At 27.2% G+C, this 13,245-nt stretch carries 12 protein-coding genes; 1 reads left to right on the forward strand and 11 read right to left on the reverse strand.

Going from position 1 to position 13,245, the window contains the following annotated elements:
* Positions 1–71: 71 nt before the first annotated feature.
* A complete protein-coding gene (locus tag NSA58_RS07845; protein WP_257560353.1) occupies positions 72–1,781 on the forward strand; it encodes an NlpC/P60 family protein in 1,710 nt (569 codons plus the stop codon).
* Positions 1,782–1,866: 85 nt separating this feature from the next.
* Here the strand turns inward: NSA58_RS07845 and NSA58_RS07850 are convergent, their stop codons facing one another.
* From NSA58_RS07850 to NSA58_RS07900, 11 genes are all read right to left on the reverse strand, one after another.
* A complete protein-coding gene (locus NSA58_RS07850) occupies positions 1,867–2,553 on the reverse strand; it encodes an ABC transporter ATP-binding protein (protein WP_139045053.1) in 687 nt (228 codons plus the stop codon).
* The gene (locus tag NSA58_RS07855) at positions 2,541–3,323 is read right to left on the reverse strand and encodes an ABC transporter permease (protein WP_052232876.1); all 783 of its coding nucleotides are present in this window, start codon (positions 3,321–3,323) and stop codon (positions 2,541–2,543) included. Before NSA58_RS07855 ends, NSA58_RS07850 begins: the two co-directional genes overlap by 13 nt.
* Positions 3,301–4,263 carry an ABC transporter substrate-binding protein gene (locus NSA58_RS07860; protein ID WP_074080044.1) on the reverse strand — a complete coding sequence of 321 codons (963 nt, stop codon included), beginning with the start codon at positions 4,261–4,263 and terminating at the stop codon, positions 3,301–3,303. Before NSA58_RS07860 ends, NSA58_RS07855 begins: the two co-directional genes overlap by 23 nt.
* 115 nt (positions 4,264–4,378) lie before the next feature.
* The gene (locus tag NSA58_RS07865; protein ID WP_039678735.1) at positions 4,379–5,038 is read right to left on the reverse strand and encodes a hypothetical protein; all 660 of its coding nucleotides are present in this window, start codon (positions 5,036–5,038) and stop codon (positions 4,379–4,381) included.
* Between the two features lie 12 nt (positions 5,039–5,050).
* Positions 5,051–5,680 carry a hypothetical protein gene (locus NSA58_RS07870; RefSeq protein WP_074080043.1) on the reverse strand — a complete coding sequence of 210 codons (630 nt, stop codon included), beginning with the start codon at positions 5,678–5,680 and terminating at the stop codon, positions 5,051–5,053.
* A gap of 5 nt (positions 5,681–5,685) precedes the next feature.
* Positions 5,686–7,479, reverse strand: a complete 1,794-nt coding sequence (locus NSA58_RS07875) for a hypothetical protein (protein ID WP_257560354.1) — start codon at positions 7,477–7,479, stop codon at positions 5,686–5,688.
* A 351-nt stretch (positions 7,480–7,830) separates the two neighbouring features.
* A complete protein-coding gene (locus NSA58_RS07880) occupies positions 7,831–8,994 on the reverse strand; it encodes a SpoIIE family protein phosphatase (RefSeq protein ID WP_039678738.1) in 1,164 nt (387 codons plus the stop codon).
* Positions 8,994–10,706: a [Fe-Fe] hydrogenase large subunit C-terminal domain-containing protein gene (locus NSA58_RS07885; protein ID WP_039678739.1), complete on the reverse strand. Its 1,713-nt coding sequence runs from the start codon at positions 10,704–10,706 to the stop codon at positions 8,994–8,996. The genes NSA58_RS07880 and NSA58_RS07885 overlap by 1 nt, the downstream gene beginning before the upstream one ends.
* A 223-nt stretch (positions 10,707–10,929) precedes the next feature.
* Positions 10,930–11,523 carry a hypothetical protein gene (locus NSA58_RS07890; RefSeq protein WP_052232878.1) on the reverse strand — a complete coding sequence of 198 codons (594 nt, stop codon included), beginning with the start codon at positions 11,521–11,523 and terminating at the stop codon, positions 10,930–10,932.
* A 280-nt stretch (positions 11,524–11,803) separates the two neighbouring features.
* Positions 11,804–13,027 (reverse strand): hypothetical protein, encoded by a 1,224-nt coding sequence (locus NSA58_RS07895; protein ID WP_074080041.1) that lies wholly within the window; start codon positions 13,025–13,027, stop codon positions 11,804–11,806.
* Between the two features lie 10 nt (positions 13,028–13,037).
* A partial coding sequence (locus tag NSA58_RS07900; RefSeq protein WP_257560355.1) for a hypothetical protein occupies positions 13,038–13,245 on the reverse strand: 208 nt, incomplete at its 5' end.

Genomic DNA, 13,245 nt, shown 5'->3' on the forward strand with positions numbered 1-13,245 from the left:
CTATTATATGGTAAAATATTTTTCGTATAAATCTTTATTCAAAAATATATAAAATACGAGGGGGGTACTATATGATTAATCTTTCCAAGAAGAATGTAATAATACTAGGAACATGTCTTTTTATTACTATCTACTCTTTTATAACAGTAAATACTATAACTAGTTTTGCTTCAAAATCTAATCCGTCTTTTACAAAATCATACTCTGGTCTAGTAAATATAGATGGAAAAACCTATTATTATAGCAAAAAAACTGGAAAAAAACTTACTGGATATAGAGTTATAGATGGCAAAAAGTATTATTTTTCAACTACTTCTGGAGCTATGTTAAGTGGAATTAGATCTGTAACAATCAATGGCGAAAAGCATACTTATTATTTTTTAAAAAATGGGGATGTCTTTAAAAGCGGATTAAAAGAAATTGGTGATAAAAAATACTATTTTTCAAAAACTACTGGTAAAATGTTAACTGGTCTTAGAAAAGTAAATGATAATACTAGCTACTATTTCTTAAGTGATGGTAAAGTATTTAAAGGCGGATTAAAAGAAATCGGCGATAAAAAATACTATTTTTCAAAAACTACTGGTAAAATGTTAACTGGTCTTAGAAAAGTAAATGATAATACTAGCTACTATTTCTTAAGTGATGGTAAAGTATTTAAAGGCGGATTAAAAGAAATCGGCGATAAAAAATACTATTTTTCAAAAACTACTGGTAAAATGTTAACCGGTCTTAGAAAAGTAAATGATAATACTAGCTACTATTTCTTAAGCGATGGTAAAGTATTTAAAGGCGGATTAAAAGAAATCGGCGATAAAAAATACTATTTTTCAAAAACTACTGGTAAAATGTTAACTGGTTTTAGAACTGTGAATAATAAAAAGTATTATTTTCATAGAGATGGTCACGCATTAAAAGACCAACTTGCTACTATAAATAATCAACTTTATTTATTTGAAAAAGATGGATCTATAGCTAAAGGTGCAAAAACAGTTAATAATTCAAAATATTACTTTGATTTAGATACAGGAGCTGCCATCTCAGGACTAAAAAAAAGAAACGATAAATTATATTATTACGATAAAGTGACTTATAAGGCAATTGTAGGTTTCAAAACTATAAATAATGATACATATTACTTCCATAATAAATATAATTATGCTTTAACTGGACTACAATCATTTGGAGATAAATTATATTATTTTAAAGAAGATAATTGTAAAATGTTAAAAAATGATACCATAACTTATGCGAATATTGAATTTACTTTTAACAATGCTGGAATATCTATTAAACAAAGTGTGTCTAAAGAATTTGAAAAAGATGCTCGAACTAAATTAATTTTTAATGGTTTAAAAAAATTAGGGGCTCCTTATGGTACATCTGACGGTGAATTTAGATGTAATACTTTTGTTGATTATTGCTATAAAACTGTAAACATAGATACTCTTCAAAACTTGACTTCTAGTAGACAAGCTAAATATCTATTAAGAAATAATAAAGATATACCTTTCGAAAAGTTAAAACCTGGTGATTTGATTTTCTACAATAGTGAAAATTGTGACTCAGTAGAGTCTAAAGGTTCTTGTGGTAGAGTTGAGATAATCAATAATATTCGACTACATGTTCATCATGTTGGTATATATATAGGTAAAGGCAAAATGTTAGATTCTACTCAAACTGTTTCAGAAGGTTTTGGACGTGTAAAAGTTACTGATTTTAATCCAGATACAACAAGTAAAACTTATTATCCTATCTTATATGCTAATATTTTAGATTAATTAAATTATATAACTTAATACAAATAAAAAACTTCTACAGTGCATACTTTATTTAAATGTAGAAGTTTTTTATTTGTCTCTTTATCTAAATTAGCTTATATATCTCTGATTTAATAATATTTAGATTTATGAACACTTTCTTAATTTCTACAGGAGAATTTCCTAGGACATAAATTTTATCCGATAATAAAAGAGCTTCATCTATATCGTGTGTTACAAACAGTACAGTTCTTTTCTCTTTTTCTAATATTTTTTTAAAATTATTCATTATTATTTTTTTATTAATTACATCAATAGATTTGAAAGGCTCATCCATTATTACAATTTTTGATGGATAAATAAAAGCTCTTGCAATATTCACTCTTTGTCTAAGTCCTCCACTTAGCATTTGTGGATAGTAATTTTTGTACTCTTTTATCCCAACTAAATCTAGATATTTATCACATAGTTCATCTAATTTTTTTTTATTATAAAGTTTTTTTACTATAAGCTTTATATTCTCGCCTACTGTTAACCAGTCAATTAACCTATCATCTTGAAATATATAACTTACTCCATACTTTTCTATAGTTTCAAAATTTTCACTATCATTAGGTATAATACCACTAATTATATTTAATAATGTACTCTTACCACACCCTGATTTACCAATAATACAGTTAACTTCATTTTTATAAAAATTTATATCAAAATCCTTAAATATGATTTTTTCATTAAACTTTTTATTTATATTTTTAATTGATATGACTTCTTCTTTATTCATCGTCTCCATACAAAAGCTCTCCTTAACAATAATTTTTCAATAATATTTAATAATGATGAAATTATTACAATAATTATTATCCAAGCAAAAATAGCTGTAGTATTGAAGTTTACTTTTTCACTTTGTATCATTGCCCCTATGCCATATAAAGGTTGTCCATAAACCTCCCCTGCTATTACGATTTTAAATCCAAGAGATATAGTTGATGATAAAATTGATATTAATGAGAATTTTATAGCTGGTAAATATATTTTAATAATTTTATCTTTTCTACTAATTTTATATAATTCAGCCATTTCCAAAATACTTTTATCTATATTTTTCATAGACCCTAAGACTGCGTCATATAAAACAGGAAACACCATTATAAATACAACAATATAAGGTGCGCTTTCTTTATTAAACCAAATTAATGTTAAAACTATTAATACCATATTTGGAATAGATCTAGCTAAAGATGTTATTGGTGTTAGAAAGTTTTTGAACATATTAAAGCTATAAGAAATTATTGCCAATACAAAGGCTACAACTAAGGCTATAATAAAGCTTAGTATACATCTTGATATAGTTGAAAATATATCTAAAATAAATCTATCTTCTAATACAATTTCCTTTATACTGATAAAAACTTGTCCCAAGGTAGGTAAATATATCTCATTATTTATTTTTATAGCTATTATTTGCCATAAAAATAACAGGATAACACATGAAAGTGCTACCTGCATTTTATTTTTATCTTGAAATATTTTTATTTTTTTATTTGTGGTAAATTGACTCATCTGGAACTGTTCCCCCTACAGCTTCATTATTGTAGTTATATAGTATATAAAAAAATTCTTCATAATTCTTTTTAAATTCATTCACTGGTATAAATCTCAGATTACACCTTTCTATAGCTTTTGATAATACCTGTGGCTTTACAGGTATTTTAAACTCTTCTCCATAAGCTCCTGCTTGCAATGGGTTTGTATTTACAAAATCTATACTTTCTTTCATTTTTGATAAAAATTTGTTCACATACTCTTGGTTATCTTTAGCAAAATCTTTTCTAATTATTATACTAAACTGAGGATATCCTTCTGGTATGTTGAAAACTTCCTCATAAGCATCATTTGTTGAAGTTAAGATTTTTAATCCACTATGTTTGTATAGTAAAGTCGTTAAAGATGTTTCTGGTACAATACCCGTTTTCACCTTCCCTGATGCAAGTGCTGTAACAAGTTCTGGCTCAGTATCTGAGTATTTATAGTTTACCAAAGATTCATTCACATTATTTTCCTTCAATATAGATTTTACTGTATTATCTATCATGGAATTTTTCCCAATAATAGCTACTTCTTTATTTATTAATGTATGATTAAATCCTGTTATGCTTGGGTCTGTTGTAACTAAATAATATGACCCCTGACCTATACTTGCACTGATTTCATAGTTGGAATTTTTATTATAAACTTTAGCTGCCATATCTGTTGGTATTAAAGCAATCTCATACTCTTCATTGTATAAAGCTTTTTCGACTTCTCCATCACTTCCAAATGTGTATGTTGTTTTATATCCTTTTTCTATTTGATCTTCTTCCTTTGCCAGTTTACACATGCTTACTGATACAAGTCCGCTGGCACTTATTATTTTTATATCCTTAGATGAAAGATTTATGTTACATCCTGCTATGTTTACTCCTAAAATTATAGTGAGCACTAACGTTAAAATCTTCTTCAATGTATCACTCCTCAAAAACGTATTAAGCCTTATTTTCATAGTACTACAATTGGTAGTATTATTCAATAAGGCTTGTTTTAGTCATGATATTTAGTTTTATTATAAGTTATATTACTTAATTTATCTTTTTCCCTTCCGGTGAAAGTTTGTCTAATTGATTATTTAAATCTTCCGATAAAATATTTCCACCTGAGTTCCACTTTCCACTATATGCTTTACTGCTACATTGTACCATTTCCATAGTCACTTCTATTCCTACCTGTCTATCTTGATAGTCATTAACTTTATAACTTTCACTCTCATTATTTAAAACTAAAAATTTAATTCCTTTAATAAGATTTATTTCATTCATTTTACTATTAACTTTTCCAATATAATAATAATATTCACCTTCTTTATACCATTTGTTATCTGTTATAGAATCAGCTACCCCTTCTGTAATTAATTCTAAATTATTACTAGATAATTTAGAATCTTCTTTTCCCTCACTATTTTTCCAATAAGGCTTTACTTTTACCCTAAGTAAACTATCAGTAGTAGACGTAGGATTAATATTTATAGTCGATTTAACCTCGTCTCCTGGTACCATTCCTGTTGTATCAACATCTGCATCTTTAGTAATACTTCCTGTAATATCTCCATTTACACTTAGTGTATTAGCAACTTGATTATCTTCACTATCTCCATTCCAAAAATACCCAAATCCAAACGCTCCAAATGGCATTAATATACACACTAATATTATAGCTACTTTCCTCGTTTTTTTCTTACTCATATTAATCTCCTCCTAGCTAAAATTTAATTTTATTACTTCTTTCTTCTCAATAACTTTACTTTCTTCCTGTTTACTCCTATTATCAAATAAATCTTTCAAACCTATATTTCCCATATCCCATTCATACTTATATGCGAAATTATTTACCTGCACCGCTTCCATCACAATATCCATCCCCAATTCCCCACTCCCTAACATCATCTTATCTTCTTCACTCAAATTAATCTCCATACTTTCAACCATAGGCTTTTCCGTTCTATTTCCAATCTTCAATGGTTTAGTATAATAAACATAGTTATCCTCACCAACAAACCAACAATCCTCGTCTCCATAATTAATTTTAACTGATGAATTACTTAAGGTTGTCCCATTATTACCGTTATTATTGGGATAAACAAAAACAAAACCTCTCAGATAAACGTCACAGCTACCTTCATTATCAAAATTCAAATTTATATTTGCTAAATCATTATTCTTCTCTACTCTAATTTTTATCTCCAGGGCTTTATCTTCATATAGAAAAATTTTCATAGCATAAAAAACATTCTCTCCATAAACAATAATAGAACAAAAAAATACTCCAATTATAACACTTAATAATAATTTCTTAACTTTATTTTTTCTTTTATTAATCCTACTCATATTTATCACCTGTTTATAATAATTTCATCAATCTTCCTTTGTGTAAAATAATTATTTGGTTTTGTATTTGCATTTATTGTTATGGATTTTGTATTATAGCCTGAAGCGTTTTTTAGGACAAAATTCTGACTACTTACTGATTTGTAAGACAACGAATTTATCAATGACAATTCATACTCCTTGTCATAATCTAAATTCAACACAGTATATGGCTCATTACTTTTAACTTTTATATTTGCAGAATTATCTTCTCCCTTTAACTTTAAATAAAAATAATCTTCATCATTACCATTTACTGTAACTGTTAACCTACCTTCTATGAGATTTGCTTGTAGACGATTTGTGTTTGTATATTTATAAAAAATATGATCATTAAGATAATTTACTTGAAGTGTGTAATCATAATCTATTTGTTCTTTCAAAGCGTTATACTCTGTAACAGTATAAGCAAGTTTATTACTACTTATTGTTAGCTTATCACCTTTATCTAAATTTGATAATTCATTAATTGAGCAAGGTGTATTATCATCATTTACATATACATTAACATTATCTTTTATACTAGTATCATTATACTTAGCAGTACTTTTGTTAAATTGAAAAACATCACGAATTTTTGCACTACCCTCTTTTAGTTCTTTTATTAAATCTATACGAAGATCTAAATTACTATAATCATAACTACTACTTTCATTTATAATCTCCACATCAAATAATATTTTTTCATTATATGAAAACTTATAATCCGAGTTTATGTATAACTTCTTACCATTATCATTTATTGTATAGGGTTTAATATTCACATTGAATTTAGGATTTTCAATTAAAAATAATGTAATCTTGCTTATCCCACCATTGTAATTAAGAATACCTTCTCCCATCCTACCAAGTTGTCCTATTAATAATGATATTTTATAATCACTAATTTCTGGTTTTATGTATTGAGATACATCCCCCACCATCTTATAATAATTATCACTAATAGTTTTCGTTAAAATATTACAGTCAATATGTTTATTACGTGTATGTTGTGATAACTTATTATCCATCTCTTTGTTACAATATTTATTATTTTCCATAAGATTTACAAGGCTATAATTACCTATAACTTTATCTATCTTAAATTTATAAGGCTCTGATGATGCTCTGTAGTTTATATCGGTTATTTCACCATTAATAAAAATACTTAGGAGGTCACAAAAAGGCAGTATAAGTTGATCCCCTTCTTCACTTTCTATGCCTATGACAGGTTGTACTTTTTTTAACTTTATTGCTTCTAATTGCTCCTTATTTAATTTAAATTCCCCTTCTAGCATTCTCCATTCTATTGGTGCGACGCCATTTATATCGTATTTTAAAACTTCTACATAACATGGCCATGTTATAATTTTACTTCCCAAGTATCCCTCTCCCCAAGTTGGACTTTCCTCACTCCCAATCCAAGTTTTTATTGTATCATAGGTAAATGAATAAATTGGTTCAAAAGTTCTCACTCTCGTCCTTAGAACTTTATTTTCCTTAATTATATTCTTACTATCGTCATTTACCTGCTTTACTGTTCTCATTGACTTAGATGTGGAAGTATATAAATTAGTAAACTCCTCTATCTGATTCAAACTATCTTCAAAATTAATATTTCTAATATTGTCAAACCTCTCACTGTTAAGTTTCTTTTCCTCCCCCTTTATTTCATTAATTTCTCTCGTCTTAGTCCAGTTACCAATTTCAACTCTATCCACCCCCGTAGGAAGAGCATCACTTTTTTTTACATAAACTAAGTTCATCATTAATAAACACAAAACCACTACACTTATCTTTAGTAATTTCCTTATTATTATCACCTCCTGAATAATAGGCGTGCATGGTGTAAATATGTCCATGGAGGTCGTTACACTTTTTAAGCTAACACCACACACATACTAATTTATATTTAATAGATATGCCTAATATTACTTATTTTTTAATTATTTTCAAATTTTTTCACTTATCAATTTATGCAATTCAAAAGTATAGATTAATCAATTCTACAATCTTATTATAAATAAAAAGTGATAGATTCAGTCATATTAACTCATTAAGTCTATCACTTTTTTATGTTATTTAACTTTTATCATTTAAAGGATTTATAAATACTACATATTCTTAAGTTACTAGTAATATTCAACCTCTACAATTTTCCCAAGTTTAACTAAAATATTTTTCATTTCATTTAAAACATAAATTCTTGCACTTAAATCATCTGGAATGTCTAACATCATATTCTCAGGATTTATACACCTTCCTATTATCATTTTTATATGAATGCAGTCTTCATATAACATTCTCGATAACAAAGTTGCCGCATCCTTCTTTTTATGTAAAAAACTATCATCATTAGTAGTTAATAATTTTCTTAATATTTCACATGCTTTTCTCAAAGTAAGAACTCCTTCGGTTACCAAATCTATTCCTTCTATATATCCTCGCGGCGGTACATTTTCATCAATGATTTCTGTACTAGATTTATACTCTACATTCAACTCTCTGGCTACAATATGTGCTGTAGTTCCACCACATACTATTTTCTTACCTGCACTTCCCATAATTTTATATACTACTTCTTTGTCTTTATTTTTATTTATAGGTGGACCAGAAAATAAAACTGCCTTACTATCATGACTTACTTTTATAGTTGCTACAGTAGTATCATCTCCTGGCTCAAAGAAATAAAGTTGATTACAAACTCCAAGAAGATTATTTGTTATAGCTTTTGCATTCATATTTTCATTAGTAAATTTCAATAGATGTTTTGCAATATCTTTCCATTGCCAAGAATAGTTTAAAGTTTGTCTTCCTCCTGCAAATTCTACACCATCACTAACCATAACTATTCTATCTCTTTCTGCTAGTTGTATCTTGCATTCCCTTACCTTTTTATTATGAATAATTCTCTCATTCCAATCCAAAGATAGTATTTTTTCCCTCCTCATAAAAAATACTGTAGGATTATCAAATTCAACAATATAAGCTATACCATCCTTAGCCACTTTCACCATCGTAAAAGTAGAATAGGCTATTTTATTTTGGGCACAAATAGGTAAGGTCTGGCTAACAGTATCAACTACATCTTCTATTTTCATTCCCTCTTTTAACATGGTAAGAGCTATTTTTGAAGTAAGAGTTGCTAAAATATTTGCCTTTACACCACTACCCATTCCATCTGAAAGTACTGCAATAAACTGATCATCATCAGCATAAAACTCCACCATATCTCCGCATAGTTCTTCCCCAAATTTCAATAAACTCCCATAGGCAAAATCTATATAATACTTCATTATCTCTGACCCTCTTCCTCAATAAGTTTTTTTAACTTAGTCAAGGTAACCTTCGTTTCTGCTGTTGTTTCTCCAAGAAGACTTGCAATTTCTTGAGCCACCATCATTTGCTTATTGATAACATCTTGAGCCATATTTATAGAATTTATCTTCATTTTCTGTAATTCTTTTTCCTTCTTTTCTTCTTTAGTAATATTATTAGCTATCCATATATAAATCTGATTTTCCTCTAACCATATAATATTCTGCTCTAATACACCATCATAATCATAAAGTTCTATTTTATCTCTAATAATATTTTTTCTTGTATCTCTTACTTGCTGAAATTTATCTTCATCTAAATACATGATAACTGGTACTCCCCTTGCCTCATCATTACTAACTTGGAAGAAGTTTTGTGCTGCTGGGTTAAACTCTACTATACATAAGTCCTTGTCCACTATTCCAATTAAATTAGGTGTAGCCGATATAATTACATTTGCTTTATTCTCTGCCTTTTGTCTCACATAAGGAAGGCACATACTTGTATCTGCATACCCATTAAACACTGCTTTTGCTTTATCTCTACATGTTTTATATCCACAAGCTTTACAGTTAATTTCGTCCATTCTTGCAAATTTACCCATGGATTTTAAAATTTCCCTAAGCTCAACTTCACTTGGTTCTTTTAAAGGAATATATTTTGATTCAAAATTTCTTTGTAAGTCTACTTTTGATAGTATTTCATCATAAGAATTATCTGTTTTATCACTATATAATTTTTCACATTTTTTACTATAGCATTCTATATTCTTTCTTCTTTCATATGAACTAGCTCCATCGTCTACAATTCCAGATCCTCTAAGGCAACCACTTTCACAGAAATTCATATCAAATATCACATTACTCACTCTATTATTTAAAATTGCATTTATAGTCTTTATGCAATCATTTGATCCATCTACAGATACTACTTCTTTATTTTTAGTTGAATCAAAAAAATAATCTGTATTTTCAGATACAAATGGAAAAACCCTATTATAATGACTAATAGCATCAAATGAACTTTCTTCGAAATCCTCAAAAGAGATATTCTCTTGTTGAATCCATCTTTGAAGTTCCTCCAATGTAATCACAGCATCCACACTATTTTCAAATCTAGATTCATCTTTTTTCCCAAGGCAAGGTCCTATAAATACAACCTTTGCGCCTTCACCATATTTTTTCTTTATAATTCTTCCATGACAAGCAAATGCTGATATTACTGGTATTAAATTTTCAATTAAATCTGGATAATGTTTTTCTACTAAGTTGATTATGGATGGACAGAGAGTTGTTATATAGTTTTTATCATCATCTTTATTAATATATTTAAAATATTCATCAATTATAGGTTGGGCTGCTACTAAAGTTTCTTCTACATAAGAAAATCCTAAGTGTTTTAATACACTAGGTATTTTATGACTATTTTCTCCAAAAACTGCTGCAAAACTAGGAGCTATAGATGCTACTACTACTTCTTTATTATTTATGTAATGTTTTACAACTGGTACCTCTGATTTACTTAATCTATTTTTTTGTGGACATGCTCTATAGCATTCATCACAAACTATACATCTTTCTTCTATAATTCTTGCTTGTTCATTTTTTATTTCTATAGCATTAACTGGACATACTCTTATACAAGCATAACAGTTTTTACAATTCTTCTTGCTAAAATTATCAAACCACATACGTACTCCCCCCCTTGATTAATAGTAGTCTAAAATCTTTACTAAAATTATAGCAAACATATATATATGTTTTCATCTATTAAATCATAATCACTTTCAATTTAGAGTTATAATTATATTTTGTCATACAAAACACCCCAATCATTAGATTTTTGGTCCAACAATTGGGGTGCAATACATACTTTCTATAGTATTAAGTTCTTTTTATATAAATCATATTTTATTATAATAATTCAAGATATCCTGATGGATGGAAGAAGTATATTGATCCAGTATCTTTATCTACTAAGTAAGCCATGTCAGTTTCTATATTTGGTAAAAACACATATCCTCTTATTCCTTTTTCTTTCATTGTTTCAAAAGTATTTTCATCACCTTGATATGTATAAGTAAAATCAACTTTTTCAACGTCTTTTATATATTTATTTAAAACTGCTTCAGCTTCTGATTTTGTCATTCCACTTTGAACTTCTTCTTTTTCTTTATCATCTTTTACAACTGCTTCATCAGCTGGTTTAGTAGATTCTTCTTTTTTACTTTCTTCTTTCTTATCGTCTACTTTTACTTCTTCTTTTGCAGGTTCTTTATTTTCTACAACTGTAGTTTCAACTTTAACTGGTTTAGTAGTATTTTCACTTTGTGTTGTTTTATCTTCATTATCTTTTATTACGTGTGTATTTTCAGTATTTGTAGTTTGCTCAACTTTTACTGGTTTTGTATTTACTTGTTCATCTTTTTGTGAGATTGCATTTGCAATTGGAGTTATTAATAATGCTCCACTTAATAATAATGTTATCGCTATAATTCCTTTTTTCATTTTTCAACACTTCCTTGTAATTTATTTTAAGATTTCTTAGTTTCTGTCTTTTTTCTTTTGTTTATATTATTATAATATCATTACCCCTTGAAAAATTACAGTTACACACTTGTTACTTTGAATTACAAAATAGTAACATAGATAATTACAAGAATGTTACCAAATTTCAATATTATGTAAAATTCGCTCACTTTATATCTCCAAGAAGATATATTAGCCATATATTTTATATCCAAATTTAATAAAATAAAACCCCTTAGACAATCCAAGGGGGTTTTTGTTACAATTCATCATCTTTTACAATTCCAAAAGATACATTATATATATTTTTTTCTTTTATTTTTCCACTATATAAAATTGCATTATTCTTTTCATTTATAACATAAATATAGTAATCTATATCTGAAGAGCTATTATCATAACCTAAATAATCATCATATTTATAATTACCTATTATAAAGTATGTTTTATTATTATCTCGCCTCATTTCTAATATATCTGTACTGTACTCATCTTTAACTTTTAAATCTATTTCATTTGCACTCACTATTTTTTTATTATTAAGATTTACTAATAAAGTATTTATTTTTTTACTTATTGGATCTGCATCACAACAAAGTAAAACTTCATCATTATCAATATAATAATTGGTTATATTTTTATTCCCAACTCCTAAGTTCATAATATTTATATCTTTAGTAATAATATTAAAACCAAACAAACATGTATTTATTACTTTGCTTTTTTCATCCTTTATCTTAACACCAAAGTATGCAACATTATCCCTTACAAATCCAACATCACCATCAATATACATTTCACTAGGTTCATATGATTTAGTTAATATACACTTAGATTGTTGTGATGATAAATTTAATTTAAATAAACTTAAGTAAGTTTGCTTATACATATCAACTTCATTATCCAATGATTTATTTTCTTCTATATTGTCATCTTTATAGACTGATGAAATAATAGCCAAATAAATATTATCCTTATCCCTTATTGGTAAGGCCTGATAAATACTTGCTCCATTTGCGTCAATACTATCATCTATGGGAATCTCATAATTTTTAATTTTTGAGCTTTTTTTATTTTTTATATCAATATATACTTTCATTTCATCACCATTATAAGGTGAATAAGTACTTAAAAGAGATACACTTGCAATCTCATCCTCTGTTTCACATATACTATTTTTATCATTTGAAAATTTTAATAATTCTCTGTTATCAACATTTTCTTTTGATATGGAAAAGTTTGTAACACCTTCTTTTACATATTTTTTAATTTTTTCATCATCTTTAGAAATAATAATATTATCTGCTTCATACATTCCTTTTCTCTTTTGATAAACAATATTCATATTTCCAAGAGCACTTCTATCCCCAGATATATCTTCTATATCTAAATCATCCTCTACAATAAAGTTTAAGGAGAAAATAATTAATATCATAGCTAATGATACCGTAATTAAAAATATTTTTGAAAAGCTTTTATCCATAATATCCTCCTTAAATATGTATTTTTTTATTTAATAAGTTATAAGAAATAATAAGAGATAAAACTCCTGTAACTATATAGTATAGTATATGATTTCTTAATAGTTCATCTGTAAATATCATAGAGATACTTGAAATATATAAATACATAAATATAACTATTGCCATATAAAATAAGCCTAAAAACCCACCTATCTTGTCAAAAGATTTATGAATTAAT

It is taken from the genome of Terrisporobacter muris (assembly GCF_024621905.1).
Classification (GTDB): domain Bacteria; phylum Bacillota; class Clostridia; order Peptostreptococcales; family Peptostreptococcaceae; genus Terrisporobacter; species Terrisporobacter muris.

Bases quoted from the DNA above. Each gene is read 5' to 3' on its own strand.
- NSA58_RS07845 (WP_257560353.1), top strand. From the start codon at position 72: ATGATTAATCTTTCCAAGAAGAATGTAATAATACTAGGAACATGTCTT.
- NSA58_RS07850 (WP_139045053.1), bottom strand. From the start codon at position 2,553: ATGGAGACGATGAATAAAGAAGAAGTCATATCAATTAAAAATATAAAT.
- NSA58_RS07855 (WP_052232876.1), bottom strand. From the start codon at position 3,323: ATGAGTCAATTTACCACAAATAAAAAAATAAAAATATTTCAAGATAAA.
- NSA58_RS07865 (WP_039678735.1), bottom strand. From the start codon at position 5,038: ATGAGTAAGAAAAAAACGAGGAAAGTAGCTATAATATTAGTGTGTATA.
- NSA58_RS07870 (WP_074080043.1), bottom strand. From the start codon at position 5,680: ATGAGTAGGATTAATAAAAGAAAAAATAAAGTTAAGAAATTATTATTA.
- NSA58_RS07880 (WP_039678738.1), bottom strand. From the start codon at position 8,994: ATGAAGTATTATATAGATTTTGCCTATGGGAGTTTATTGAAATTTGGG.
- NSA58_RS07885 (WP_039678739.1), bottom strand. From the start codon at position 10,706: ATGTGGTTTGATAATTTTAGCAAGAAGAATTGTAAAAACTGTTATGCT.
- NSA58_RS07890 (WP_052232878.1), bottom strand. From the start codon at position 11,523: ATGAAAAAAGGAATTATAGCGATAACATTATTATTAAGTGGAGCATTA.
- NSA58_RS07895 (WP_074080041.1), bottom strand. From the start codon at position 13,027: ATGGATAAAAGCTTTTCAAAAATATTTTTAATTACGGTATCATTAGCT.